Annotated in this window: 25 protein-coding genes and 1 other annotated feature; of the genes, 7 read left to right on the plus strand and 18 right to left on the minus strand. The window is 39.4% G+C overall.

From position 1 onward, the window contains the following. Positions 1-175 precede the first annotated feature (175 nt). From V514_RS19960 to V514_RS0108150, 6 genes are all read right to left on the minus strand, one after another. The gene (locus V514_RS19960; RefSeq protein ID WP_029499484.1) at positions 176-3,190 is read right to left on the minus strand and encodes a DNA translocase FtsK; all 3,015 of its coding nucleotides are present in this window, start codon (positions 3,188-3,190) and stop codon (positions 176-178) included. Positions 3,191-3,386: 196 nt separating this feature from the next. Beyond that, complete coding sequence (ytpR, locus tag V514_RS0108130; protein ID WP_029499485.1) at positions 3,387-3,998, minus strand: YtpR family tRNA-binding protein; 612 nt, start codon at positions 3,996-3,998, stop codon at positions 3,387-3,389. Beyond that, positions 3,995-4,804, minus strand: coding sequence for a DUF1444 family protein (locus V514_RS0108135; RefSeq protein WP_029499486.1), 810 nt, complete (start codon positions 4,802-4,804; stop codon positions 3,995-3,997). Before V514_RS0108135 ends, ytpR begins: the two co-directional genes overlap by 4 nt. 15 nt (positions 4,805-4,819) lie before the next feature. Further along, positions 4,820-5,131, minus strand: a complete 312-nt coding sequence (locus V514_RS0108140) for a thioredoxin family protein (RefSeq protein WP_029499487.1) — start codon at positions 5,129-5,131, stop codon at positions 4,820-4,822. A gap of 80 nt (positions 5,132-5,211) precedes the next feature. Further along, positions 5,212-5,730 (minus strand): DUF84 family protein, encoded by a 519-nt coding sequence (locus tag V514_RS0108145; protein ID WP_029499488.1) that lies wholly within the window; start codon positions 5,728-5,730, stop codon positions 5,212-5,214. Between the two features lie 64 nt (positions 5,731-5,794). Next, on the minus strand, positions 5,795-6,865 hold the full coding sequence (locus V514_RS0108150; RefSeq protein ID WP_029499489.1) for a M42 family metallopeptidase: 1,071 nt from the start codon (positions 6,863-6,865) through the stop codon (positions 5,795-5,797). Positions 6,866-7,103: 238 nt separating this feature from the next. Here V514_RS0108150 and V514_RS0108155 point away from each other — a divergent pair, with 238 nt between their 5' ends. Next, positions 7,104-7,418 (plus strand): peptidase M4, encoded by a 315-nt coding sequence (locus V514_RS0108155; RefSeq protein WP_029499490.1) that lies wholly within the window; start codon positions 7,104-7,106, stop codon positions 7,416-7,418. A gap of 50 nt (positions 7,419-7,468) precedes the next feature. On the opposite strand, the gene V514_RS0108160 is transcribed toward V514_RS0108155, so the two are convergent. The 6 genes from V514_RS0108160 to pepV form a co-directional block, all read right to left on the minus strand. Further along, positions 7,469-8,329, minus strand: coding sequence for a YtnP family quorum-quenching lactonase (locus V514_RS0108160; RefSeq protein WP_029499491.1), 861 nt, complete (start codon positions 8,327-8,329; stop codon positions 7,469-7,471). A gap of 147 nt (positions 8,330-8,476) precedes the next feature. Continuing rightward, entirely contained in the window at positions 8,477-9,127 is a 651-nt protein-coding gene (gene trmB / locus V514_RS0108165; protein ID WP_029499492.1) for a tRNA (guanosine(46)-N7)-methyltransferase TrmB, read from the minus strand. A 61-nt stretch (positions 9,128-9,188) separates the two neighbouring features. Then, positions 9,189-10,106 carry a diacylglycerol/lipid kinase family protein gene (locus tag V514_RS0108170; RefSeq protein WP_029499493.1) on the minus strand — a complete coding sequence of 306 codons (918 nt, stop codon included), beginning with the start codon at positions 10,104-10,106 and terminating at the stop codon, positions 9,189-9,191. Then, complete coding sequence (locus V514_RS0108175) at positions 10,103-11,113, minus strand: nuclease-related domain-containing protein (protein ID WP_029499494.1); 1,011 nt, start codon at positions 11,111-11,113, stop codon at positions 10,103-10,105. The genes V514_RS0108170 and V514_RS0108175 overlap by 4 nt, the downstream gene beginning before the upstream one ends. A 98-nt stretch (positions 11,114-11,211) precedes the next feature. Then, positions 11,212-12,060, minus strand: coding sequence for a D-amino-acid transaminase (gene dat / locus V514_RS0108180; protein WP_029499495.1), 849 nt, complete (start codon positions 12,058-12,060; stop codon positions 11,212-11,214). Between the two features lie 73 nt (positions 12,061-12,133). Beyond that, complete coding sequence (gene pepV, locus V514_RS0108185; protein ID WP_029499496.1) at positions 12,134-13,534, minus strand: dipeptidase PepV; 1,401 nt, start codon at positions 13,532-13,534, stop codon at positions 12,134-12,136. Between the two features lie 161 nt (positions 13,535-13,695). On the opposite strand from pepV, the gene V514_RS20360 reads away from it, so the two are divergent. Further along, on the plus strand, positions 13,696-13,854 hold the full coding sequence (locus V514_RS20360) for a hypothetical protein (RefSeq protein WP_161630178.1): 159 nt from the start codon (positions 13,696-13,698) through the stop codon (positions 13,852-13,854). Further along, complete coding sequence (locus V514_RS0108195; protein WP_010303855.1) at positions 13,851-14,072, plus strand: DeoR family transcriptional regulator; 222 nt, start codon at positions 13,851-13,853, stop codon at positions 14,070-14,072. The genes V514_RS20360 and V514_RS0108195 overlap by 4 nt, the downstream gene beginning before the upstream one ends. Positions 14,073-14,388: 316 nt before the next feature. Here the strand turns inward: V514_RS0108195 and V514_RS0108200 are convergent, their stop codons facing one another. Further along, a complete protein-coding gene (locus V514_RS0108200; RefSeq protein WP_029499497.1) occupies positions 14,389-15,102 on the minus strand; it encodes a pseudouridine synthase in 714 nt (237 codons plus the stop codon). An 8-nt stretch (positions 15,103-15,110) separates the two neighbouring features. Then, complete coding sequence (locus V514_RS0108205) at positions 15,111-16,724, minus strand: putative polysaccharide biosynthesis protein (RefSeq protein ID WP_029499498.1); 1,614 nt, start codon at positions 16,722-16,724, stop codon at positions 15,111-15,113. Positions 16,725-16,864: 140 nt separating this feature from the next. Between V514_RS0108205 and V514_RS0108210 the strand changes: the two genes are divergently transcribed. Continuing rightward, positions 16,865-18,124, plus strand: a complete 1,260-nt coding sequence (locus V514_RS0108210; protein ID WP_029499499.1) for a BaiN/RdsA family NAD(P)/FAD-dependent oxidoreductase — start codon at positions 16,865-16,867, stop codon at positions 18,122-18,124. Between the two features lie 42 nt (positions 18,125-18,166). After that, positions 18,167-18,937 (plus strand): glucosaminidase domain-containing protein, encoded by a 771-nt coding sequence (locus V514_RS20900; protein ID WP_029499500.1) that lies wholly within the window; start codon positions 18,167-18,169, stop codon positions 18,935-18,937. Between the two features lie 45 nt (positions 18,938-18,982). Here V514_RS20900 and V514_RS0108220 read toward each other — a convergent pair whose 3' ends face one another. The 3 genes from V514_RS0108220 to V514_RS0108230 form a co-directional block, all read right to left on the minus strand. Further along, positions 18,983-19,609, minus strand: a complete 627-nt coding sequence (locus V514_RS0108220) for a Bax inhibitor-1/YccA family protein (protein ID WP_029499501.1) — start codon at positions 19,607-19,609, stop codon at positions 18,983-18,985. 115 nt (positions 19,610-19,724) lie between these two features. After that, the gene (gene leuS, locus V514_RS0108225) at positions 19,725-22,142 is read right to left on the minus strand and encodes a leucine--tRNA ligase (protein WP_029499502.1); all 2,418 of its coding nucleotides are present in this window, start codon (positions 22,140-22,142) and stop codon (positions 19,725-19,727) included. Between the two features lie 53 nt (positions 22,143-22,195). After that, positions 22,196-22,406 (minus strand) — a binding site (T-box leader). 64 nt (positions 22,407-22,470) lie between these two features. Further along, positions 22,471-23,637 carry an MDR family MFS transporter gene (locus V514_RS0108230; RefSeq protein WP_029499503.1) on the minus strand — a complete coding sequence of 389 codons (1,167 nt, stop codon included), beginning with the start codon at positions 23,635-23,637 and terminating at the stop codon, positions 22,471-22,473. Positions 23,638-23,798: 161 nt separating this feature from the next. On the opposite strand from V514_RS0108230, the gene V514_RS0108235 reads away from it, so the two are divergent. Together V514_RS0108235 and V514_RS0108240 are read left to right on the plus strand one after the other, a co-directional pair. After that, positions 23,799-24,770 carry a TIGR01212 family radical SAM protein gene (locus V514_RS0108235; RefSeq protein ID WP_029499504.1) on the plus strand — a complete coding sequence of 324 codons (972 nt, stop codon included), beginning with the start codon at positions 23,799-23,801 and terminating at the stop codon, positions 24,768-24,770. Further along, positions 24,767-25,375: a class I SAM-dependent methyltransferase gene (locus V514_RS0108240; protein WP_029499505.1), complete on the plus strand. Its 609-nt coding sequence runs from the start codon at positions 24,767-24,769 to the stop codon at positions 25,373-25,375. The genes V514_RS0108235 and V514_RS0108240 overlap by 4 nt, the downstream gene beginning before the upstream one ends. Before the next feature lie 43 nt (positions 25,376-25,418). Here V514_RS0108240 and V514_RS0108245 read toward each other — a convergent pair whose 3' ends face one another. Next, a complete protein-coding gene (locus tag V514_RS0108245; RefSeq protein ID WP_035944370.1) occupies positions 25,419-26,858 on the minus strand; it encodes an alanine/glycine:cation symporter family protein in 1,440 nt (479 codons plus the stop codon). Positions 26,859-26,899 lie beyond the last annotated feature (41 nt).

Here is a 26,899-nt window from a genome sequence, read left to right on the forward strand (position 1 = left end):
GCTTCTTGCAAAAATGCAAGCAAGCCCTCTCGTTCGAAAGAGTTGTGAGTCATGTCTAGGCCTACACTCATTGCCCTATTCTTCGTCATTCAAAACATTAAACATTATAGCACGAATTAATGTTTTTAAGAACAAAACGTTTTTCAATATAAACTATTTTCATTTTTCATAAATGTTAACCGAATAATTCGAATACGGCACTCTCCGTCAAATAGACGTCACGTTTTTTATTGCCTGTACGTGATTCTGAAATATAATTCATTTCTTCTAACGAATCAATCATACGCGCTGCTCGATTGTAACCAATATTAAAATGACTTTGAATAGAAGATGTCGATGTTTGACCTTGCTCTACAATATGACGACATACAGCTTCAAAGAGTTCGTCTTGCTTTTCTAAACGGTCCGCTTTTTTTACTAATTCCTCTGGTTGGAATAGGAAGCGTGGTTCGCCTAGCGAGCGCACGTAATCCGTTACAGCTTCAATTTCTTCATCTGTCACAAATGTACCTTGTAACCTCACAGGGCTATTTGTACCGCTTGCTAAATACAGCATATCACCACGTCCTAGCAAGCGCTCAGCACCTTGTGAATCTAAAATGGTGCGTGAATCAATATTCGATGCAACCGCAAAAGCGATACGCGTAGGAATATTGGATTTGATTAAGCCTGTAATTACATCTACAGATGGGCGCTGTGTCGCTACAACTAAATGAATGCCACATGCACGCGCCTTTTGTGTTAAACGGCAAATAGCATCTTCAACATCTTGTGGTGCTTGCATCATTAAATCAGCTAACTCATCAATAATAATCACCATATACGGCATTTTTTGCGCAAATGCTCGTTTGTGTTCCATCATTTCATTATAGCGTGAAATATGGCGAACGCGATGTTCATGGAACAATGTATAGCGACGTTCCATTTCTTCAACAGCCCAACTTAATGCGGCTGTTGCTGCTTTCACATCTGTGATTACGGGACTCACTAAATGCGGAATATCTTCATAAACCGCTAGTTCTACCATTTTCGGATCGATTAACATCAATTTTACATCTTGTGGACTAGCTTTCAAGAGTAAACTAATAATAATGGAATTAATACATACAGATTTACCAGAACCTGTTGAGCCAGCAATTAAGCCATGCGGCATATCAGCTAAATCAAAAGTCACAGGTTGACCAGTTAAACCTAACCCTAACGCTACTTCTAACGGTGCCTCAGATTGTAAAAATTGTGTTGTCTCGGTAATTTCAGCTAAACGCACAGGGCGCTTCACCTGATTCGGAATTTCAATACCTACAAGACTTTTCCCGGGGATTGGAGCCTCGATACGAATATCATGCGCTGCTAATTCTAATTTTAAATTATCTGCTAGATTCGTAATTTTCGTTAATTTTACACCCTGCCCTACTTTTAACTGGAATTGCGTCACAGTTGGGCCTTGTGTCACATTTTCAATTTCTGCATCAATTTGAAAATCTTTTAATGCCTGTACAAGTCTTTCCGCTTGCATATCCATCCAAGCTACATCTTCAAGTTGTTCTACTGGTGGGTTTAAAAAACTCATTGCGTGCATAGTGTTTGGTTGCACATATACTTCAGGCATTTCTTCCATCACAAGTTTAACTGCTTCTGCAGAAGGTGCTTCTCCTTGCACATTATTAATATCATCCACAATATCCACTGTTACTAATTCTTCGTTGGTAAATTGCTCTTGCTCTTGCTCTTGCTCTTGCTCTTGCTCTTGCTCTTGCTCTTGCTCTTGCTCTAATGTAACAACATTACTTGTTTGAGGCACTATTCGTTCGATTGTGGAGGGATACACCTCATGATTAGAGATTGGGTCCTCTTTTTTGTACGAATTGACTGTGATTGTTGGACGCAGCGGTGATGTTGGCAATAATTTCTTTAATTCAGCCGCCTTTTCAGGTTGTTGCATTTTTTTCTTTTCTGAAGGAAGTAACACAACATTAAATGGGCGTGCCTTTTCAACATGTGTTAAAAAAGCTTCCGGTACTTGCTCTTCGGCAAGTACTTCAGCCGCTTCTTCAATTACCGCTTCGGCTTGTCGATTTGGCTCAATTTCTTCAATCACTTCTGCCAATTCTTTAATAGCTTCGATATCTTCCACAATTGATGCTTCTTCGACTTCGCGCTCCGCTACCGTTAACTCTTCTACTAATGCTTGCTCAATAGAAGGCGCTTGTCCATGTGTAACCGGCTGTTCAATACCTTGGTCCATTAAAGCAATGGCTTGCTCTAGTGTTTGCTGTGATGCTTCTGCAATCGGTTCTTGCACCATTGTAGTGGTCGGTTGCTCTTGTTCAACGATTTCTACTACTTGTTCTTTTCGTGCGCTAGTGACAAGCGTAATATTTTCTACATCTTTACTAATCGGTTCTGCTAAATCAAGTGGAGGTTGTTCTTCTTCATGGCGAAGCTCTACCTTTTTCAACATTTCTTCTGATGACTTAATTTCAATTGGCTTTTTATCATTTAATGTACGGACGAGCTCGCGTTGTGCTTCCACATGTTCTACCGTTACAATTGGTCGTTTTGGTGGCTCTTGGAATCCATAAATAGGCGATGGCACATTCATCGGTTCAAATTTTTTCTTCGCTGGAGCTTCTTCACCAAATGTTTGCTTTGGTGCCACGTATAATTCATGCGCTGCTTTTACAGGAGGCTTTATTGGATCCTGTTTTTTCTGTTCAAACTGTGGTTGAAATTTTGGCTTTGGCTGTGGAGGTTCTACAGGCGCCACATGTTGTACACGAGGCTTTCTTATTTCTGGTGCAACCCCTGTTTCCGTAAACGGATTGTAGCGCTCTCTGCTTACACGTTGTACGGTACGGATTAGCCCTTGAGGTTGTTGACCAAACGGCGAATAGTCTGCAGGCGGCTTATGATAAACAGGTTCCTGCACCGGCATCGTTTGTTCTTGGAAAAATGGACTTTGTGTCTCAGGTGCATCATAGACATCGGTATAAACATCCTCTAATACTGGTTGTTGTGGAGGTTGTTGTTTAGTTACTGGCATTTCAGGCGTATCATACGCTTGATATTCAGGATCTGCTTGTTGCTCGTCATAGTATTCATATGATTCATCTATATAATCATTACGATCCTCGTAATAGCGTTGTTCTCCTGTATCATCTTTCTTAAAGAGTTTTTTTAAGAAACTCATGTTGATCACTCACTTCCAATTGAATTCCCTTCATTTTACCAATAATAAATGAAGAGGTGCAATGAACACCCTACTATTCAGCGTAAAATGGCTATTTTTCAATATGTACTTTAGCCCTTAGGACTCAGTTCGTTCATTGTGTTGCCTCAAAATAAAAAACCGCGCACAAGGCACGGTTTCGTTACTTATGTGTTGTTTACGCGTGGAATGGAGCGCCCACTTCTACATTATCTTCTAAAATAAGAATACCACGTACTTGTGGTGCGTTTGGAATGTCTAGCTCGCGTGCTGAGCACATCATACCATATGATTCAACGCCGCGTAGTTTTGATTCTACGATAACGGTCCCTGATGGCATTACAGCGCCAATTTTAGCTACGACAACTTTTTGTCCTTCTGCAACATTCGGTGCGCCACATACGATTTGTAATGGTGCTGCTTCATCAACTTGCACTTGGCAAATGTGTAATTTATCTGCATCTGGATGATCTGCGATTTCTAAAACATGACCTACAACAAACTTCGGTGTTAAATCCACATCTAAATCTAATGATGCTCCGCATGTTGTAAGTGCTGCTTTTAATGTGTCAACGAATTCTTCTGATAGTTCAACGTTTCCATTGATGCCATCTAAATTCATATAGGCTGACGCATTAAATAAATTGAAGGCTTTCACTTCACCTGTAGCGCCTTCTTTTACAAACACAACATCACCGTGGCGTTCAAGCTCTACTTTCACGACTGGTTCCGTTGTTAATTGTACTAATAAAGTGTCGCCCACATGTGGCTTATTGTAAGATACGATCATTTTTTGTCCTCTTCCTTTTTTCGATTCTTTGCCATGATAAAAATAGGCTCTAATTTGCCATCTTCATAAATAAATGATAGTGACGTAATTGGTACTGTTCCTACCGAGAAGAAATGCATTGTCATTTGTGCAAGCACATCATACCCCGTTGGATTTTGAATATCAGCAATAATTAATACGTCTTGATGAGGTACTGCTACCGCCATCTCTCCTTTTATCTTACCACGCATTTCACGTAAAAAGGATTCATTTAATAAACGACTTGCATCATATCCATCATTTTCGTTTAAAAAATAAAAAATATTCCCAGCAACTTCGTCTTTTTTAACGTTTGTAGAAAGTTCGCGCACTTTAAAACGAGCCGCTTCTTTCATCGTTGCTTCGTCTAATTGAAGTTTCGCCAGCATATCTGTGTCGATTAAACGATATGTTCGACCTAAATCCAGCGCATAATAAATCAGCGTTTCTGCCGTATGTTCTGTCGTAATAAAATCAAAACCTTCTTTTGATTTTTTCGGGAATGACCCTGAACGAATAACAGGATAAATCGCTGCTGTATTTTCAAAACCTTGTTGTTCTTGCGCCATCGCTTTAAACGTCTCATCGATGGTATAAACAACCTCATCAATAGCGCTTTCACCACGCTCATCATATTTTGCTAGCGTGTCACCTAATGTCATATCTAGGCCTTTGCCTAACAGCTTATGTTCGAGGCGTAATTTATTTGTTTTTTCTTCTAATTGCCAAGTGTATTGTTCTTCACCTAAGCGTTGTTTTAAAATTTGGATGAGTTCGTTTGCTTTCACGTCATCAGTCCTTTTCTATTGTTTCGTTAAAAATGCTTCAATTTCAGCGTGCGTTTTACGGTCTTTTGAGACGAAGCGTCCTGTCTCTGTTCCGTGGTCAAATGCTAAGAAACTTGGAATTCCAAAAATATCATGATTGACGCAAAGGTCGATGTAATCATCGCGGTCCACATAAATAAATTGCATAGCAGCAAACTTCGCTTCTACTTCTGGCATAAATGGATCGATAAAGCGGCAGTCTGGGCACCAATCTGCTGAAAAAACAAATACCACTTTTTCATTATTTTTTAATTGTTCAAATTGCTCAACTGATTGTAATTTTTCCATTTCTCATTCTCCTTTAATCGCGTACAGTTATTTACCTTTTCTAGTTTAATCGTAACATTGTTCATTCGCAAAGAAAGTGCTTAATGCTTTTCAAAATACATATATTGCCCAACTAACAGCGTTAAAATATGCTCAAACATTTCTTGACGGTCGACATAACCATTTGTAAACACGCCGATTGCTCCTGCATGTTCACGCGTATTCGCCTGCTGCACATACGCATCCATAATAGGTCCTAGCTCATGACCTCGTTGAATTTCGGTCGCGAGTTCTACCGGTAGTGGAATTTGAGCACCCGCTGCCGTATAAATAGCGCCTTCTCTTGTAGCAAGTGCCGCCCAGTTGCATAAGTACATGACGCCATTAAGCATTTTAACGCCACCTTCTAAGCCAAATCCTAGCTGTGCATCGCTTGTAGCAAGCGTTGCCTGCGCACGATTTATCGCTCCTTGGCGCGTTTCTTCATCAGACATCGGTTGGTCTGCCACATTTGAAGCTACATTAAGCGCTTCAAATTGAACATTGTCTATGTAACACTCTACTACTTTTTGTACTGCTGCTGTTTTTGCTCGATTTTTTGTTCCGATTGCGATGTTCATTGTCATTCCCCCACAAAAAAATACCGACTTCATCACAAGATAAAGTCGGAATGTATTCAAATTATTATTGACCTAAAATTGTTTTTACAGTTGATGCATCCGCCGCTCGTACTAATGCGACAATTAATTCCTTCGCTGCATCGATATCATCGGTATTAATAATTGATGCATGTGAATGAATATAGCGTGAACAAATACCAATAACTGAACTTGGAACACCGTCATTTGAAATGTGTACATTCCCAGCATCTGTACCACCTGGTGATACAAAATATTGATATGGGATATTATTTGATTCGGCTGTATCTAAAATAAATTCGCGCATCCCTTTATGCGTCACCATCGTGCGATCAAAAATGCGCAGTAGCGGTCCCCTACCTAGTTGGCCAAATTGCGTTTTATCGCCTGTTGCATCATTTGCCGGACTTGCATCCAACGCAAAAAACAAATCGGGTTTAATCATATTCGCCGATACTTTTGCGCCGCGTAGTCCAACTTCTTCCATCACATTTGCGCCTGCATATAATGTATTTGGCAATTTTTCACCATGTACTTCTTTCATCAATTCTAACGCTAAACCACAGCCATAACGATTATCCCACGCTTTGGCCATAATTTTTTTCGGATTTGCCATCACTTGAAACTTGCTATCTGGAATGATTGATTGACCTGGAATAATGCCCATCGATAGCGCATCGTCGCAATCATCGGCACCAATATCAATTAACATATTTTTAATTTCCATCGGTTTATTGCGCTGTTCTGCTGACAATAAATGTGGCGGTACAGATGCAATAACACCTGGAATTGGGCCATTATTTGTGTAGACAAGCACGCGCTGTGCAAGCATCACCTGATTTGACCAACCGCCTAATGTTTGAAAGCGTAGCATCCCATTGTCCGTAATTTGTGTCACCATAAAAGCAACTTCATCCATATGTCCAGCTACTAAAATTTTAGGCGTATGTTCTTCGCCATGTTTCACACCGAAAATACCACCTAAATTATCTTGGACAATTTCATCTGAATATTGTTCTAATTGCGCACGCATATAAGCGCGTACAGCATGTTCATTGCCTGGAGCCCCCGGTAATTCAGTTAAAGTTTTAAACATATCTAACGTTTGTTGATTCAACGGAAATTCCTCCCCTTTTAGATCCGTATAGAACATGCACTACAGCAAAATTCTATATCATACACTTCTATTGTAGCTTTCTATTACTTGAATTGCTACATTACTATTTCGTTTCTCGTGATAATTCAAAACTTTTCTAAAACTGAATTATAATTCACAGCTCTCGTTATTTTCTATTGACACTTCTTTTCGTTCATATGATACACTATAGGTATAGTTAAATTAAGGGGGAAAACCAATGAAATTACGTGACTTTTTAGTTGGCGTTGCAACTGGTGTTGCCGCTGCATACGTGCTTAAAGAAGCTTCTACACGTGTAAATCCAAACCGCAATCCTAACTCTGTTCTTGAAGATATTAAAAATCAATTCAAACAAGAAGGTCCAATCGATGGTTCTTGGATCTACATGCAACCAGAAACATTCAAAAAAGAAAATATTTCAATCCCTGTTTACAAAGGCGGCATCTCTCGCGTAGAAGATGGCGAACAAGTAAACTTCGAATTCGCTGCTGATGCAAAAAGCGGTGCAATCGTTGACTTAGTACGCGTTTAATCGCTACATAAAAAGGAATCGTGCTTCTCGCACGATTCCTTTTTTTATATTTAAATGCCATATTCGCTATGCGTTACAGGCACTTCCTCCAACACTTCTTTCCCTGTCGGATCCCATTTAATAACGCGATGGAAATTATCGTGGTAGAACGAGACAAAATAACCGCGCTCTAAAATTTCGTTCGTTAAACGTTCTTTTGCAAATACCGATGTCATTGGGTAGTCATCATAGGCCATTACCCATAATGGATTTTGATGAGCCGTTGTCGCCAAAATATCGCCCATATGAATTAATGTATCGCCTTGTTGTTCAAAACGAATTACGGCATGACCATCACTATGCCCGCCCGTATGTTCCATCGTAATGCCCGGCACAACTTCAAATGTGTCGCTAAATGTTTTCACTTGATTTTGAATTGGCTCCCAGTTTTCACGCCAATAAGTCGCCTTCGAACGAATATTTGGATTGCGTAATTCATTCCATTCGACTTCTGACACGTAAATCGTTGCATTTTTAAATACCGATACGAGCTCGTCATCCTCATAGCACGTTAAACCACTCGCATGGTCAAAGTGCATATGTGTCATTAGCACAACATCAATATCATCAGCTGTTAAACCAAGTGTATGTAAGCTGTCATTAATATGCGACTCACGCGTTACACCAAAGTTACGTTTTTGTTTATCATTTAATTTACCACTACCAATCCCTGAATCCACTAAATAATTTGTATCCCCATACTGTACTAAAATCGGGTGCGTTGGTAGCGGAATTTGATTGCTCTCATTTACTTCATATTTACGCGTCCATAATGGCTTTGGTACAACGCCAAACATCGCTCCCCCATCTAGCCATGTCATACCGCCATCTAACCATGTGAAACGCATATCGTGAAATTGAAATTTATCCATTTACGTGTCCCCCTTTGTCGAAATTACAGTTTAATCGTAACATATTCGGCCATAAAATAGAATATCTTTACATTTCTTTTAAAGTAAAAAAAGTAGCAATCACAAATTAACGTGATTACTACTTTTTTGCTAAAACCGTTCAGCACTTTATTTTTTTGTCATAAATTGTGCTTCTAAACGATAAATCGGTTGCCCTTTAGATGAAAACTTCTCTTCATATTCGGTCATGATGTTATCTTCAACATCATCATTGTGTAAATCTAATGATACTAAGTTTAATTTCATACCATAATCTGTCAAGCTCATTAATGAAAATTCAAATAACCCACGATTATCTGTTTTAAAATGAATTTCTCCATTATCGACTAACACATGTTCATACAATCCTAAGAAATTTGCATGTGTTAAACGGCGTTTTGCATGACGCGTTTTTGGCCATGGATCTGAGAAGTTTAAATAAACACGATCCACATCACCTTTTGCAAAATATTCCTCTAATTTAGAACCATTAACATTTAATAAGCGTAGGTTTTCTGGTTGTCCAGAATCTACTGCTTTTTTCGCAGCAATAACGATAACGCTATCAAATAATTCAATTCCAATATAGTTAATGTGTGGGTTTGCTTTCGCCATTCCAGTAATAAATTGACCTTTACCTGTTCCTACTTCAATGTGAAGTGGGTTATCATTACCGAATAATTCATTCCAGCGACCTTTATAATCTTCTGGGTTTGGCACGACTAAATCTTGATGATCATTTAAATAATCTTCTGCCCAAGGTTTGTTACGTAATCTCAACGTTCTTTCCTCATTTCTATAAGTTGCATTTCAACAATTCATTATTCAAGAAATTCAGCAATTAGTCAAGCATGCGACGCGCCAACCGAAATGATTGCGGCTGTATTTCAATGCGTACTACATCACTTGATTGCCCAATATCTTCACCATCTGCATGGCCTTGTATTGGCTCACTATACATAATTGTAAACGCATCTGCACTTATTTGTGAGACATGTTTTGTAAAAGCTAAATGTCGGCCTTTAAAAATCGTGCCAAATATCATTAACAATTTTAAACGTGATAAATTTTCAACAATCGTTAATTCCAAGCGGCCATCATTTGTAATCGAATGCGGTGAAATTTTCATACCGCCCCCAATAAAAGGCTGATTGCTAACCGTTGTAATCCAAACGTTTTTATAAACTTTACACGTAGCACCATGCGTAACCGTAACATCAAATGGTTTAAATGTTAATACTTCCTTCATAAGAAGGATGGCATACGTTAATTGACCTAGTCCAATACGATTTAACCAATTTTTTAGTGGCGTTCGATTTACTTCATAAACAATTTTTGCATCAACGCCATAACCAATATTGTTCATGAACGAATGTTGATTATGCGCCATTAAAAGCCCGGTATCTTCTGTTGTAATAGAAGGTTTTACTAAAAAGCTCTCGATGTCAGCTGCTGTTGTAAACGCGCTAAACCCACGCCCAAAATCGTTACCAGAACCACCATTCATCACACCTATAATAATGTTGTCGTGACCTATAGCTCCTTGAATCGCTTCGTGAATCGTACCATCACCACCAATAATGAGGCACAACTGCTTACCTTGAAACTGCGCAATTTTTTCGACAATAGCCGTTGCATGATGAGGTGCTTTTGTTGTATAGAAATGATAGTCTGTTGTTAACGTAGCACAAACTGCTGCTCCCATTTTTTTTGCGCGTCCATTGCCTGCTCGTTCATTGACAATAATATGGAGCATCATAAATCAAATTTTTCGACAGAATCTTTCGTTTTATACCAATCACCACGATTAAATGATGTCGTTTGTGAATGTTCTAATAATGCTTCTGCCGCTTTAAATTGTAAGTGCTTCATAGGTGATGCATTGCGCTTCCATTCTTCAAACCATGAGTCATAATGACGACGATCAACAATCTTAATATCATAAATCGACCCTGGGTAATCAATATAACCATTGCGTGATAATAAAATACGGTGGATATCGAGTGAAACATCCGCTTCTTCAAAAATTTGCTGAACAACTTTTTCCATACGCTTTAAACTAATTAATGGATTCAATACTTTTTTATCTTGTTCGCCAATTTTTTTCGTCCAGAAGCGCTCCTTGCTATCTCCGGTAAACGCCGCAACATCCTCTTCTTCAATCAACTGAATCACATAACACTCCGTTGGTGCTAGCACGATGACACCCACTTCGATTGGTGCTTTCTTCAATTGTAAAATGGGGTCGTACAACACAAAATATGTATCCGGTAACTTTTGTACAAGTGTACGGAGCCACGTATCACGTTGGTATTTAGGATCTAAATGCGACTTTTCACGCAACGTTGAACTTGCCCACTTTAATTGAAAATGAAAAAGTTGATCTAAGTACATACGCTTTAAATCGACTTCATTTTGCGGATTGTACAGCAATGTTGGATTGAAATTTAGCGTACTCGTTTCTTCTGGAATGACGTCGTCTGCAACATCCTCAAATTTTATAGTACTAGGGTCCTGTTCCCACGGATTATCCCACATCTCTTTTTCCTTGCGCTTAAACAGACGCTTAAATAAATTCGGCTTCTTTTCTTCCTGTTGGTCAATCATCATTTCTTCCAATTCAACTGCAGCATTACTATTCGCGCGCCATTCCTCATTCATACGTTTCCACTGCACATGCTTCAAGCGAACATATTGCGTTGGATATCGTTTGAGGTCAATTTGATAACGCGACACATAATCTTGTAATTTAATTAACTGTGCCATCCTTGCCCCTCCATCCTTCTCGAACAAAAAGAAGCGATATTTTAATCGAATATCGCTTCTTCATATGTGTATACATTGTAGTATATCGGATTTAATTGTTAAATTGTAATGCTTTGTTGCACTTTAGCCTCAAAAGCTTGTTGAAGTTTACGCGTCGTTTCTCCTGGTTTGCCATCGCCAATAAGCGTATCGTTAATTTGGATAATAGGCGACACTTCAGCACCTGTTGATGTGAAGAATACTTCATCCATCGCCAACAGTTGTTCAACGCTCATCGCCTCTTCAACGATTTCAATGCCGGCCTCTGTAGCACAACGGAATACAACATCGCGTGTAATGCCTTTTAAAATAAAATTATTTGCTGGATGCGTGTAAACTTTGCCATTTTTCACACCAAAAATATTTGATGAAGAACCTTCTGTCACAATATCTCCGCGATGCAAAATGGCTTCTGCACAACCCGCTTCATGTGCAGCTTGTTTCGCTAAGACAGCACCTAATAAGTTTAAGCTCTTAATGTCGCAGCGCAACCAACGAATATCATCGTATAATACTGTTTTTACACCTTGCTCAAATTGCGCAACTGGACGTGCACTCACCTGTGTATAAGCTGTAAATGTAGCACTCGCTTCATCAGGGAAATAATGCTGACGTTGTGCTACGCCGCGCGTTACTTGCATATACACATGGCCTGTTTGAAGTTGGTCTGCTTCTACTAAATCGTAAACCATTTTATGTAGCACATCTTTTGTATATGGAATAACAATGCGTAGCTCGTCTGCTGAGCGATAAAAACGCTCGATATGCGCTTCCATTTCAAATAAATGGCCATCGTATACTTTAATCACTTCGTAAACACCATCGCCAAACTGATAGCCGCGGTCTTCAGCATCAATTTTCGCTTCGTTGCGGTTCATTAATTCATCGTTTACCCAAATATGTGTCATTCCTACCACACTCCCTTTATGTTAAGTAATTGCTCGTTTATTATCACAAAAAATGCGTGAAATATCAAAATAATTACGCGTTTGTCGTTGCTAATTCAACGATGGCATCCGCATAGATGGCAGCTGCCTTCACTAAGTTTTCAATAATGACATATTCATCGTGTTGATGGGCAATGTCTGGTTCTCCAGGGAATAACATACCGAATGCTACACCGTTTGGTAATTCGCGCGCGTATGTCCCACCGCCAATTGCTAAAAGTTCTGCTTTCTCCCCTGTATTACGTTCATAAACAGCCGATAATTTTTGAATCAGTTCTTCTTCTGGCGCAACATAATGCGGCTCAGAATTGTCATCAATCACCAATTCAAACCCTGTATTTATAAGTGCACGTTGACCTTGCGCAATAAATGTATCGAAATCATACGATACCGCATAACGCATTGAGACGCGTACCTCGCCAATGCGCCCCGCTTCATATTCAACAACACCTGCATTCAGCGTTGTCTCGCCTGACATCTCATCACGGTAAGCTAATCCTAACGCATGACCGCGTGTTTCTGTACCAAACCCTGTTACGATAAAATCAACAAATTGCTTTGATGTTGCCGTTTCTAAACATGTCGCTAAAAAGCTCGCTAACTTAACCGCCGCATTTACGCCATTGTTTGGTTCCATCGCGTGCGCCGATACACCTTTTATAGTCAATGTAAATGTATTTGCGCCATCGTTCGTAATTTCACCCGTTAATGTTTCTACTGCTAAATACGCCTTAAACTGTGCTGTAATTTCTTCAGGAACATTTTTTACAATTGCTGTCGCAAAATCAGGCACCATATTAATGCGGTGACCTGCATGGAATGAACGAAGCTGTTCATCGTGATCTGCCACATCTAATTGACGATACGTCGTTTCTGCAATGCCTTTTTCAGCATTGATAATTGGGAAATCAGCGTCCGGCGCAAAACCTAATGTCGGCACTTCTTCATGTGCCATATAATGTTTTACACAACGGAACCCCGTCTCTTCATCTGAACCGACAATTAAACGCACGCGACGCGTCAATTTAATCCCTGAAGCTTTCACCATTTTCATGGCTAACCAAGCAGCCATCGTTGGCCCTTTATCATCAATCGCACCGCGGCCAAATAGCTTCCCGTCTTCGATTTCAGCGCCAAATGGTTCATGCACCCAATCGCTGCCTGCTGGTACTACATCAACGTGACAAAGCATCCCAACCATTTCCTCGCCTTGCCCCATTTCAATATAACCAACTTTATTCGCCATATTAACAACGTGCATCTCTTGCTCGGTGCCTTGTTGAAGCATCCAATTTAATGCTTTTAGCGGACCTTCCCCAAACGGCACTTCCTCTGTCGCTGTTGATTCGTCTAAGACGCTATTAATGCGTACTAACGTCTGTAAATCTGCTATCATCTCTTGCTGGCGTTCTTGCGCTTGTTTCAACCAATCCATGAATAAAAACCTCCTAAAATAATCTAATCCTAGTGTACACCTTACGTCATATTATTGGATAGCACTTTCCTAAAAACGAACGTTCCAAACATTAAAATTGTAAAAAGTTCGTTTATTAACCGTAAATTTTTGGCACTCTATCATTTTTTTGAGGTAAATGTATGGAAGAAAATTTGTTTTTCGGCTATAATGGTGGTGTCAGAAACAATCTGACCATCAAAACTGAAAAGGGGATGTCTAAGGCAGCAAATGTAGCCTATGAAACTTCGTATCGTCCGCTAGTCTTGAGAAAAAAGATGAAGGAGTGGTTCACCTTATGAAACCAACAACTGATCGGATGCTTACTCGCATTAAAGATGTGTATATGTATATCCATGAAAATGGCACTGTTACTACGCAAGATTTAGTCGATGAATTTGGCATCACTCCTCGCACCATTCAGAGAGATTTGAATGTGTTAGCCTATAACGACTTGGTAGAGAGTCCAAGCAGAGGTAAATGGACAACGACGCGTAAAAAAGTGAAAATGACATCTTAGAAAGGTTCGACGACTTAGCTCACGGCTTTCGTTGAATGAGAAGTGTTAGCTCTAAGAATACCAAACATGCTGATGGCCACCTTCTCACACTCATATTCAGTAACGTAATAAAAATAATGACCATGCTGCGTCGCTTGGTCATTATTTTTGCCAACAGAATTTAATTGCTCGTACATATTAGAGAAGAATGGCACGCTATTCTTCTCTTTTTCTATACAAAAAAACACCTCCAAAGCTTTTATACCCTAGAAGTGTCGTTCCCTTTTTATATTGTTTCCATTTTTTAGGTCATCCCGAAATGCGCTACCTTTTTTTATTATGGGCGTTCTTGTAGCTGCAATACTTCGTCAGCTGTCAGTTCACGATACTCGCCTAGCGCCAGCTCGTTCCCCAATTGTAATGGCCCCATTGATAAACGTTTTAAATACGTCACTTCTGTCCCAATTGCTTTAAACATTCGTTTAACTTGGTGAAACTTCCCTTCTGAAATTTCCAATTCAATTTCAGAGACGTCACCGCTTTGCAAAATTGTCAGTTTAGCCGGCTTCGTTTCATAACCATCATCAATTACAACGCCTTGTTCAAATAAGGCAATATGTTGTTCTGTTACTTCACCCGCAATTTTCGCATAATACACTTTTGGTACGTGTTTTTTTGGCGATAATAAATTATGTGTAAGCTGACCATCATTTGTAATTAATAAAAAGCCTTCGGTGTCTTTGTCCAAACGCCCGACTGGAAATGGCTCAAAATGGCGATGGTACGGCTCTAATAAATCAATAACTGTACGGTCGTAATTGTCTTCTGTTGCTGAAATAACGCCAGCTGGTTTATTCATTAATAAATAAATCATCGGTTCATACGTGACACGTTCGCCAAAAATAACAACTGCTTGTTTTTCCGGATCCACTTGTAAACCGACATCTTTTACAACAATATCATCAACCGTTACCGCTTTTTGTTTAATGAGTTTTTTCACATCTTTTCGTGTGCCAAAACCCATATTTGCTAATAGTTTATCTAAACGCATATCTTCTCCTAATGAATGTGTAATTTTTTCGCTAAACGCTCAAAACGCGAGCCTAATAGTTTTTGTGCTAATCCTAATTTCAGTGATAAGAAGCCATATACCGCAACACCTACACCACCACAAATAAATAGATACACCATTGCAACCCAGCGCGTATTTGGCTCTGGTAACACGAGACTTAACAATGCGCGCACAATCACAACAGCTACAACCATAACAGCTGTTAACATCGCGATTAATACAATACGGCGCATTAAACGTTTTGGTTTGTAATTTAATACTTTCACAATGACAGCGATATTAATACCAATTGTCACGACATAACCAATTGCAGTTGCATAAATGGCACCAGGTGCTTCAAACGCTTGAATCATTTGAATATTAATCGATAATTTAATTAAAATACCAACTAATAAGCTGAAAATAATCCACTTTTGGTGATCAATTCCTTGTAGTAACGCTGCTGTGACAGAAAATAGTGCGAATAAAATTGCGACTGGTGCATATAATGCTAAAATATGCGCCCCCATATCACTTGGCGAATACAAGAATGTGTAAATTTCATATGATAAAACAGAAATACCGATAACAGCAGGTAATATTACAAATAGTAAAATTTGGAATGTTTTATCCATCGTTTCGATTACATCATGATGTTTACGTTGTGTATAAAAACGTGTAATCGCTGGAACAAGTGCCATTGAGAAACCTGTTGCTAACATAACGGGAATCATCACAATTTTTTGTGTTGTAAAGTTCAACATACTTAAGTATAAATCTGATACTTTGGCGAGGCCGATTTCCGCCATCGCTGTATTAAATGTTAGCATGTCAATTAATTGGAATAATGTTGATGCGATTCCGACAAATACATAAGGAATTGAATACGTTAATACTTCTTTATAAATTTTAACGTACGAGAAGTCGCCTGAATCAACGGTTTCTCGTAACTTCAAATCAAATTCTGGCTTCGATTTCTTCCAATAGTAGCCCATCACTGCTAAACCACCGATTGCACCAATAAATGATGCAAAAAGCGCAAATGAAATAGCAGATTCTGCTGTGCCATTAAATAAACGCATCATAATAAAAGCACCAACTAATACAACAATAATACGCACAATTTGTTCAATCAATTGTGATACCGCTGTTGGTGTCATTTGACCATAGCCTTGGAAGAATCCACGCGTAATACTCATAAATGGTACTACGATTAACGCAAAACTTACGGCACGAATGACCGTAGCAATTTGATCTGTTGTAAAAATTTGCTCGTCGTCTTTAATAACGAGTCCTGCTATTGGTTCCGCTAATAAATAAAGCGTCGCAAAACAGATAACCCCCGACGCAATCATGATCAGGACACCGGACTTCATCAACTTACGGCCTGCTGCATAATCGCCTCGACTATTGTACTTCGAGACGAATTTTGATACGGCAACGGGCGCACCCGAAATCGCAATTGACAGCATAATTGAATATGGAATAAAACCGTAAGAGTAAAGTGCCACATTTTCCTCACCAATGATGGCATAGAATGGGAATACATAAATTAAGCCAAGTACTTTCGATAAAAACATACCGATCGTTAAAATGGCTGTCCCTTTCATAAATGATGACATACTACCCTTCCATTCTTTTTCAAAAAATAAAAATCACTAAATTTTAGTTTACAACTCGAACGACAATTACTCAAATAGTTTCTTCACATCGTGTATAATAAATTGGACTGACATTCCAATTTAGAAAGTGAGCGTTTTATATGTATGATGTAATCGTCATTGGTGGTGGCCCTTCTGGTTTAATGGCCTCAATCGCCGCTGGTACGAACAATAAAAAAGTATTATTACTCGAAAAGGGTAAAAAACTCGGACAAAAATTAGCAATTTCTGGCGGTGGCCGTTGTAATGTAACGAACCGCTTACCTGTCGATGAAATTGTCAAACACATCCCAGGAAATGGCCGCTTCCTTTATAGCCCCTTCACAGTTTACAACAACGAAGACATTATTGCCTTCTTTGAGGGGTTAGGTGTCGCGCTAAAAGAGGAAGACCATGGCCGTATGTTCCCTGTCTCAAATCGTGCACAAGATGTTGTTGATGCGTTGCTTCAAGAAATGAAGCGTTTAAAAATTGACATCCGTAAGCAAACAGCCGTTTCAAAATTGTTAATGGATGATGAAAAAATCTTAGGTGTTCGCTTAGAATCTGGCGAAGAAATTACAGCACATGCTGTTGTTGTCGCCGTTGGTGGTAAAGCAGTTCCACAAACAGGCTCTACAGGTGATGGCTACCCTTGGGCTGAGCGCGCTGGTCATACAGTAACAGATTTGTACCCAACGGAAGTTCCATTGTTGTCGAATGAGACGTTTATTCAATCAAAAGAGTTGCAAGGTCTAGCACTACGCGATGCGGCCGTGTCTGTTTTAAAGAAAAATGGCAAAGCGATCATTACACACAAAATGGATATGCTCTTTACACATTTTGGTTTAAGTGGCCCCGCTATTTTACGCTGTAGCCAATTTGTCGTGAAAGAATTGAAAAAAAATGGTGGCAAACCAGTCACTGTTCAAATCCAAGCACTTGTTGATTACAATGCAGAATCTGCGTTCCAATTGTTAATGAAACAAGCAAAGGCAGAACCGAAAAAAGCACTAAAAAATATTTGGAAAGGCATTGTTCCTGAACGTTGGTTATTATTTTTAATGCAACGTGCTGCCATTGCTGAAACAGCTACCGGTGCCGATTTATCAAATGAGCAAGCACGCCATTTAGCCCAAGAGCTTACAGGTTTTAACATGACTGTTTATGGCACACAACCACTCACAAAGGCATTTGTTACAGGTGGTGGCGTTTCAGTAAAAGAAATCGAACCAAAAACAATGGCATCGAAGAAAAAGCCAGGTCTTTACTTCTGTGGTGAAATTTTAGATATTCATGGTTATACAGGTGGTTATAATATTACATCTGCGCTTGTAACAGGCCGCATTGCTGGTGACAGTGCCGCGAACTTTTCTTTCTAATGGACGTTCCTATAACGTAAACGATTTGAAAGGGGTCTCTCAATGAAAAAACGCAAATCATCGATAAAATGGCTGTTTGGCTCAGTTGTTGCCTTTATCCTGTTAACTATTTGTGCAACGATTGCCATCATTCAACTATTTAATGCTGCCAAAACGACATTGCCAGTCCCTTCTAGCGAACAGCAACTACGTGAGGAATTTATCGGAGAAATTGGCGAAGTCGCACGAGAGGTTGCAGACGAGCATGATTTATATGCTTCTGTCATGATTGCACAAGCCTCATTAGAAAGCCATTTTGGTACGAGTGGCCTCGGCAGTGAACCGAATTATAATTTGTATGGTATTAAAGGGAACTATGACGGGCACTCCGTTAAAATGAAGACACAAGAAGATGATGGCGAAGGTAATCTGTCGACGATTAAAGCGGATTTCCGTAAATACCCTAGCTACCGCGCTTCAATGGAAGATTATGCAGACTTATTAGCAAGCGGCACATCATGGGATAAAAATATGTATGCTGCGGCATTTAAAACAAACGCTGCAACTTATAAAGATGCCACCGCCGCTTTAACTGGTAGTTACGCGACGGACTCTCGTTATCATGAAAAATTAAATGCCTTAATCGAGCAATATGATTTAACTGCTTATGATACTGCTGCAACGAAAAAAACTGTTCAAACAACGTTTTTTGATAACGTTGAAGATATCGCTGCGGAATATAATATTTCATCGACACTCATTCGCCAATGGAATCATTTAACGACTAATGAGTTGAAAAAAGATAATCAAATCATTTTATATATCAATCATTAATGATAAAAAAGAGGAACTGCCTAAGCGGCAATTCCTCTTTTTCGTTTAGCGATTAAAAATATTTTTAACGTAATAAACGAGACTCAATAACTCACGGAATAAGTTAATAAAATCTAAATATAAATCAAGTGCGATAAGCGGTACATCTTCATCACGAATGGTCTGATGACGGATTTGGTTCATATCGTATAATGTGTATCCGACAAATAAAATAACACCAAATGCGCTCGCAATAACCATTACGATATCACTGAAACCAACGAAAATGGAAATGATTGAAAAGATAATTAAACCGATTAAGCCAATTAATAAAATTTTCCACCAACCAGATAAATTTGTCTTCAGATTGTATCCAACAAAACCAACGATAATGAAAATAGCAGCGGTTGTACCAAAGATTGCTAATACGAGACCTCCGCCTAGTGCGCCCATATAGAAGTTTAATAAGCTATATAACGTAATCCCTGTTAACAATGCAAAAAGTGACGATAACCATTTACTCATGCGACGGGCTGTACGACTGAACATAAAGATAATTAAAATGATGAGTGTTGCAATTGAAATAGGCATGACAAGCGCCGGTGGGATAAATACCCCGATAAATAATCCAACTGCTGTGAGCGCCCATAAAATTGTGAAGAAGCGTAGCACTTTGGGAAATTGTGAATCCATATGAATCTCTCCTAATAAAATGTCTTTGTTTACTATACGTTTAACTACTTAAATAGTTTCATTTCATGCAAAAAAGAGTTTAGAGAAATTTCCTCTAAACTCTTTTAATGATGCATTATTTTGCAACGATATTTACTAATTTACCTGGAACTGCGATTACTTTTTTCACGTCTTTGCCATCGATTTGTTCTTTTACATTGTCGTCAGCAAGTGCGATTTGTTCTAACTCTTCGCGTGAAGCATCTTTTGCTACCATTAATTTAGCACGAACTTTACCATTTACTTGAACAACGATTTCTACTTCATCGTCAACAAGTTTTGTTTCGTCAAATGTTGGCCATGCTGTATACGTAATTGTTTCCGTATGACCTAGTTTTGCCCAAAGCTCCTCTGCTACGTGTGGTGCGATTGGTGATAACATTTTTACGAAGCCTTCAGCATACTCAGTTGGTACAACGTCTGCCTTGTAGCAATCGTTAATGAATACCATCATTTGAGAAATCGATGTATTGAAGCGGATATGTTCGTTGTTATCTGTTACTTTTTGTACTGTTTGGTTGTACACTTTTTCTAATGTTGTATCTGTTGAAGCTTGGATTTTTGACGATAATTCGTCTGTTTCTTCATTAATAAATAGACGCCATACGCGATCTAAGAAACGACGTGCACCATCTAAGCCATTTTCAGACCAAGGAATTGATGCTTCAAGTGGGCCCATAAACATTTCGTATAAACGAAGCGTATCGGCACCGTGTGATTCAATAATGTCATCTGGGTTTACAACATTCCCTTTTGATTTTGACATTTTTTCATTACCTTCACCAAGAATCATCCCTTGGTTAAATAATTTTTGGAATGGTTCTTTTGTTGGTACAATGCCTAGATCGTAAAGCACTTTATGCCAGAAGCGTGCATATAATAAGTGAAGAACTGCGTGCTCTTGACCACCGATGTAAATGTCTACTGGTAACCAACGTTTTAGAAGTTCAGGGTCAGCGATTGCTTCTGTGTTATGTGGATCGATGTAGCGTAAGAAGTACCATGAAGAACCAGCCCACTGCGGCATTGTATTCGTTTCACGGCGACCTTTCATACCTGTTTCTGGATGCACAACATTTACCCAATCTTCAACGTTAGCAAGTGGTGATTCCCCTGTACCTGATGGATGGATATTATCTGTTTTTGGAAGTTCAAGTGGTAATTGTTCTTCCGGTACTGTTGTGATTGAGCCATCTTCCCAATGGATTACTGGAATTGGTTCACCCCAATAACGTTGACGAGAGAATAACCAGTCGCGTAGACGGTAAGAGATTTTTTTCGTACCAACATGGTTTTCTTCTAACCATGCGATTGCTGTTGCAATTCCTTCTTGTTTACCAAGACCATCTAAGAAATCAGAGTTAATATGTGGGCCATCTTCAGTAAATGCTGCTTCTTCTACGTTGCCACCTTCAAGTACTGCGATGATTGGTAATTCGAATTTTTTCGCAAATTCATAGTCGCGCTCATCATGTGCTGGAACGGCCATGATTGCACCTGTACCATAAGTAGCTAATACATAATCTGCAATCCAAATAGGCACTTCTTTCCCGTTGATTGGGTTGATGGCATACGCACCTGTGAATACACCTGATTTTGTTTTCGCTAAGTCGGTACGCTCTAAATCAGATTTCATTTTCACTTCATCTAAGTAAGCTGTAACCGTTGCTTGTTGTTCAGGTGTTGTAATTTTGGATACAAGCTCATGCTCTGGTGCAAGTACTGTGTACGTAGCGCCGAATAATGTATCTGGACGCGTTGTGAAAACGGTAAATTTATCATTTGTTGTCGTAACTGTAAAGTCCACTTCCGCACCTTCAGAGCGACCAATCCAGTGACGTTGCATATCTTTAATGTTTTCTGGCCAATCAACATCTTCAAGGTCATCGATTAAACGATCTGCATATGCCGTAATTTTTAGCATCCATTGTTTCATTGGGCGGCGTTCTACTGGGTGACCACCGCGCTCTGATTTGCCATCGATTACTTCTTCATTCGCAAGTACGGTACCAAGCGCTGGGCACCAGTTTACTGCTACTTCATCGATATAAGCTAATCCTTTATTATAAAGTTGAATGAAAATCCATTGTGTCCATTTGTAGTAAGATGGGTCCGTCGTATTAATTTCACGATCCCAATCATAGCTAAAGCCAAGTTCTTGAATTTGACGCTTGAATGTTGCGATATTTTTCGCTGTAAATTCAGCTGGGTCATTCCCTGTATCTAAAGCATATTGTTCTGCTGGAAGACCGAATGCATCCCATCCCATTGGGTGAAGTACATTGTAGCCTTGCATGCGTTTGAAGCGAGATAAAATATCTGTCGCTGTGTAACCTTCAGGGTGTCCTACGTGTAATCCTGCACCTGATGGATACGGGAACATATCTAATGCGTAGAATTTTGGTTTTTCTGGTTCGTTTGTCGTTTTGAATGTTTTATTGACATCCCAAACTTTTTGCCATTTCTTTTCAATTTCTTTATGGTTGAAACTCAAAGTAATTGCCTCCTTTTATGTTTTAAACGTAAAAAAAAGCTGCCATCCCTTATAAAAGGGACGACAGCTCGACGCTACCGCGGTACCACCCAAATTAGTGTACTCACTCAACTTGAATCCTTAACGCGGACAGACGACGTTGGTTAATTTACGTTCACCAATGTGACTCCAAGGCGAGTTCTGTTAATTCATCTACTAGTTTCCACCACCCACTAGCTCTCTATAAGCAATCCTTAACGTACTATTCCTCTTCAATGCCATATCATATTGCCCTCATTGTACTTGAATTGCTGAACATTGACAAGAGATTACACTATTTTTAGACTTTTTATATCTTTTTCTTCAGTGGCAAATGATATAGTGAATACGGGATAATCGACAGCGCTAAAATAATCATTAGGAAATAGAATGTAAAATGCATACCATATAAATCAGCTAATAAGCCACCGAAGAATGGCCCTATCATTTTCCCCATCGTATTAAATGAGTTAATCAACCCTTGATAAAAGCCATCTCGTCCTGGTGGTGCTAACATGCTCACAACAGTTGGTACAGTTGGCCACACGAACATTTCACCGAACGTTAAAATGACCATCGCGACTAAAAACATCGTAAATTGTTCCGCTAAGCTTAGCACATAAAATGACACGATGAAAATTAGCACACCCGTTATAATCATGACCTGATAGCGATCACCTAAGCGTTTAATAATTGGATTAATAAGCGGTTGTCCTAAAACAATTAAGACACCATTAACCATCCATAATAAACTATATTGATTTAATGAAATACCGACCTCTTGTGTATAGACTGAAATCGTCGTTGTCCATTGTGTATAAACGGCCCAACCGAGCATATAACCAATCCCTAAAATACATAAAGCATACAGCGTCGCTTTGTCATTTACTTTCTTACCTTCACTAATTACATTCGATGGTGCGAGGCCATACCCTTGTGGAATTGCCTTATATGTTAACGCTACAAAAAAGAATGCAATATACATAATTAAATTCGCCATAAAAATATAATCAAAACTAACGTTAGCAATAACACCCGCTAATGCTGGCCCTAAGGCAACACCGACATTTTGCGCTAAATAAATCGCATTAAACCCTTTACGTCCACCTTCAGGCCAAGCTGTACCGACCATTGCAAACATACAAGGAAATACCATGCCTCCTGTAAAGCCAATCCATGTTAAAAACCAAACGTAATGAGGCCAGCCATGCCAAATTGTTAAACCGGCTAAGCCAATAATCGTTAATATTGTGCCGATCATTATCGTGCGGAAACCACCTAAACGGTCAAATAAAAACCCACCTAATAAATTACCGACAACCCCTGCTGCGGCATTTGCCATTAATACTAGGCCCGCAACCGATAAAGTTTGTCCTAACTGTTCATGCATATAAATGGTGTTAAGTGGCCATAAAAAAGCATTTCCCACTGTATTAATGACCATACCTATTACAAGAAGCCAGACGTTTTTTGGCATACGCAAAACCTCCTATACAATTTATATCTTCGTCATCGTAACAAAAGTCTACACAAATTGACAATGTTATCTTTTGAAACTCCTACTTTTGGATGAGTAGAAAGTAGTCGTCTGACATTGCCTCACATGATACAATAAATTGTTGAGGAGTGAAATAAGAAATGACAGAAACAAATCCAACAGAATTTCCGTTCCCATCAGACGGGAAACGTTATTATACATGGAATCGTTATTTGCGCGATGAATTCGGCTGTAAAGTTTTTAAAGTAGCACTTGATGCAGGCTTTGACTGCCCAAACCGTGACGGCACCGTAGCATTTGGTGGTTGTACATTTTGTTCAGCAGCCGGTTCAGGTGACTTTGCAGGTGACCGTGTAGATCCAATCCCTGTTCAGTTCGAAAAAATTAAAGAGCGTATGCAACATAAATGGAAAGATGGCAAGACAATGGCCTATTTCCAAGCTTACACAAATACGCATGCACCCCTACCTGTATTAAAAGAAAAATTTGAAGCCGCACTTGCTTGTGAGGGTGTGATGGGTTTAAGTATTGCAACGCGCCCTGACTGTTTGCCAGATGATGTCGTTGAGTATTTAGCAGAATTAAATGCGCGCACATACTTATGGGTAGAGCTTGGGCTGCAAACAATCCATGAAAAAACAGCAAATTTAATTAACCGCGCGCACGATTTCCAAACCTATGTAGAAGGTGTCGAAAAACTACGTAAACATGGTATTCGTGTATGTACGCATATTATTAACGGTCTTCCACTCGAAGATTATGACATGATGCTTGAAACGGCACGCGTTGCTGGTCAACTTGATGTACAAGCAATTAAAATCCATTTACTGCATTTATTAAAAGGCACACCACTTGTAAAACAATACGAAAAAGGGCAATTAACGTTAATGGAAAAAGATGCGTACATTCAATTAGTAGCCGACCAACTCGAAGTGATTCCACCAGAGATGGTTGTACAACGTATTACAGGTGACGGTCCAATTGATTTAATGGTTGGTCCAATGTGGTCTGTGAATAAATGGGAAGTTTTAAATGGGATTGATGCTGAGTTAGCTACTCGTGATAGCTGGCAAGGTAAATTATATAAGAAAGAAGAAGTGACAACTCGATGAAGCTAGAGCGCGTATTGGACTACGCGAAAACATTGCTACGTAAATCTATTGATTTTGGAGATGTCGCAATTGATGCGACGGCTGGAAACGGCCATGATACTTTATATTTAACAGAACTTGTTGGTGATACAGGTCACGTATTTGCCTTTGATGTGCAACAACAAGCTTTGGATGCTACTGCAACGCGCCTGAAAGAACACGCTGTTTTTGAGCGCACAACGTTAATTTTAGATGGCCATGAGCAAGTAGCAAATTATGTAGACGAACCAATTGGTGGCGCTATTTTTAATTTAGGCTACTTACCTGGAGCTGACCATACGGTGACAACACATGGTAATACAACGATCCAAGCTATTGATAACATGCTGGATATGATGAAACTAGGTGGTATCGTTGTCCTTGTTGTTTATCATGGACATGAAGGCGGCAAAGAAGAGCGTAATGCCGTACTAAATTACGTTGAAACATTGCCACAAAAACAAGTACATGTGCTACGCTATGATTTCTTAAATCAAAAAAATGATCCACCGTTTATCATCGCACTAGAAAAAGTTAAACCATATACACTATCTGTACTTGCTGAAAAACAAGCAGTCGTACAATAAGAAAAGAGGCTCGGATTCAATCCAAGCCTCTTTTTTATGCTCTTTATTTTTTTTTCATCCAGAAATCAGCGTTTTTAATACCAAGCTCTTCCGGGTTAAACACAGGGTCCTTCCCTGTTTTCTTTTGTCGTTCGTAGTCTTTTAACGCAATTAATGCGGGTTTTACTAAGAACAGTAACGCAATAACATTGACCCAAACCATGATACCTAAGCCAATATCACCTAATACCCAAGCCGATGCTGAAGGGCGAACGGCACCAAAGTATGTCGCTAGTAAAATGACTACTTGTACACCACGAATACCTAACTTTAATTTTTTACCATCAAAAATATAGGCCATATTCGTTTCAGCAATATAGTAATAAGACATCGTTGTTGTAAAGGCGAAGAAGAACAATGCTAATGCTACGAAAATCGTACCAAATCCGGCAATTGGGAACGCGGCATCAACAGCATGTTGTGTAAACGCTGTTCCAGCTTCAATACCTGGTAAATTTTCGACGATAAATGGACCAGCACCTTCATCTTCTTGCACATTGTACATACCTGTGAATAAAATCATAAATGCCGTTGCTGTACATACTAAAAATGTATCTAAATAAACAGAAGCTGCTTGTACTAAACCTTGTTTCACTGGGTGAGATACTTCAGCTGCGGCTGCTGGGTGTGGCCCTGTACCTTGCCCTGCTTCATTGGCATAAATACCACGCTTCACGCCCCACGCAATCGCGGCACCAACAATACCACCAAACATTTCATCAGCACCAAATGCACTGCTAAAAATCAAAGCGAATATCGCTGGTACTTGCTCGATATTCATAATAATAATAATAGCGGCTACTAAAATATATGCAATCGCCATAAACGGTACGATAAATGATGCGGCTGCGGCAATACGTTTCACGCCACCGACAATAATCAACCCTAAAATTAAACAAACGGCTAAACCTGAAACCCAATGCGGTAATTCAAATGCATTGTACATCGCGTCTGCAATCGCATTCGCTTGTACAGTCGGTTGTAAAAATGACATTGCAATCAGTGCTGCAATCGCAAAAATCATACCTAACCAACGTTTACCTGTAAATTTATGTATGTAAAATGCTGGGCCGCCTCGATAGACGCCATTTTTTTCTTCTTTATAAATTTGTGCAAGTGTTGATTCTACATAAGCAGTTGCTGCGCCCATAAATGCGATAACCCACATCCAAAAAATAGCCCCTGGCCCACCAAATGCAATTGCTGTCGCCGTACCAGCAATATTCCCTGTACCAATACGACCTGATAATGCCATCGACATCGCTTGGAATGATGACACACCTGCATCCGATTTCTTTCCTCGGAAGATTTGGCCAAACATATCCTTTATAAAACGGACTTGAACCCCTTTTGTTAAAATTGTAAAAATAACCCCGACAAGCATAATTCCATAAATCATCCACGGTCCCCATAAGAGATCGTAAAGCGTATTAATAAATTCCATTATAACTTTCCTTCCTCATTGTGTGTTGCGAAAAATTCTTT

The organism is Kurthia huakuii LAM0618, assembly GCF_000505545.1.
Taxonomy (GTDB): Bacteria; Bacillota; Bacilli; order Bacillales_A; family Planococcaceae; genus Kurthia; species Kurthia huakuii.

Excerpts from the sequence above, each read along its gene's own strand:
- V514_RS0108210 (WP_029499499.1), top strand. The coding sequence starts at position 16,865 with ATGTATGATGTAATCGTCATTGGTGGTGGCCCTTCTGGTTTAATGGCC.
- V514_RS0108240 (WP_029499505.1), top strand. The coding sequence starts at position 24,767 with ATGAAGCTAGAGCGCGTATTGGACTACGCGAAAACATTGCTACGTAAA.
- V514_RS0108245 (WP_035944370.1), bottom strand. The coding sequence starts at position 26,858 with ATGGAATTTATTAATACGCTTTACGATCTCTTATGGGGACCGTGGATG.
- V514_RS0108155 (WP_029499490.1), top strand. The coding sequence starts at position 7,104 with ATGAAATTACGTGACTTTTTAGTTGGCGTTGCAACTGGTGTTGCCGCT.
- V514_RS0108230 (WP_029499503.1), bottom strand. The coding sequence starts at position 23,637 with ATGCCAAAAAACGTCTGGCTTCTTGTAATAGGTATGGTCATTAATACA.
- V514_RS20360 (WP_161630178.1), top strand. The coding sequence starts at position 13,696 with ATGGAAGAAAATTTGTTTTTCGGCTATAATGGTGGTGTCAGAAACAAT.
- pepV (WP_029499496.1), bottom strand. The coding sequence starts at position 13,534 with ATGGATTGGTTGAAACAAGCGCAAGAACGCCAGCAAGAGATGATAGCA.
- V514_RS0108160 (WP_029499491.1), bottom strand. The coding sequence starts at position 8,329 with ATGGATAAATTTCAATTTCACGATATGCGTTTCACATGGTTAGATGGC.
- V514_RS0108175 (WP_029499494.1), bottom strand. The coding sequence starts at position 11,113 with ATGGCACAGTTAATTAAATTACAAGATTATGTGTCGCGTTATCAAATT.
- V514_RS20900 (WP_029499500.1), top strand. The coding sequence starts at position 18,167 with ATGAAAAAACGCAAATCATCGATAAAATGGCTGTTTGGCTCAGTTGTT.
- V514_RS0108205 (WP_029499498.1), bottom strand. The coding sequence starts at position 16,724 with ATGTCATCATTTATGAAAGGGACAGCCATTTTAACGATCGGTATGTTT.
- V514_RS0108200 (WP_029499497.1), bottom strand. The coding sequence starts at position 15,102 with ATGCGTTTAGATAAACTATTAGCAAATATGGGTTTTGGCACACGAAAA.
- V514_RS0108235 (WP_029499504.1), top strand. The coding sequence starts at position 23,799 with ATGACAGAAACAAATCCAACAGAATTTCCGTTCCCATCAGACGGGAAA.
- ytpR (WP_029499485.1), bottom strand. The coding sequence starts at position 3,998 with ATGATCGTATCTTACAATAAGCCACATGTGGGCGACACTTTATTAGTA.
- V514_RS0108195 (WP_010303855.1), top strand. The coding sequence starts at position 13,851 with ATGAAACCAACAACTGATCGGATGCTTACTCGCATTAAAGATGTGTAT.
- V514_RS0108220 (WP_029499501.1), bottom strand. The coding sequence starts at position 19,609 with ATGGATTCACAATTTCCCAAAGTGCTACGCTTCTTCACAATTTTATGG.
- V514_RS0108145 (WP_029499488.1), bottom strand. The coding sequence starts at position 5,730 with ATGAACATCGCAATCGGAACAAAAAATCGAGCAAAAACAGCAGCAGTA.
- V514_RS0108170 (WP_029499493.1), bottom strand. The coding sequence starts at position 10,106 with ATGATGCTCCATATTATTGTCAATGAACGAGCAGGCAATGGACGCGCA.
- dat (WP_029499495.1), bottom strand. The coding sequence starts at position 12,060 with ATGACACATATTTGGGTAAACGATGAATTAATGAACCGCAACGAAGCG.
- V514_RS0108140 (WP_029499487.1), bottom strand. The coding sequence starts at position 5,131 with ATGGAAAAATTACAATCAGTTGAGCAATTTGAACAATTAAAAAATAAT.
- V514_RS19960 (WP_029499484.1), bottom strand. The coding sequence starts at position 3,190 with ATGAGTTTCTTAAAAAAACTCTTTAAGAAAGATGATACAGGAGAACAA.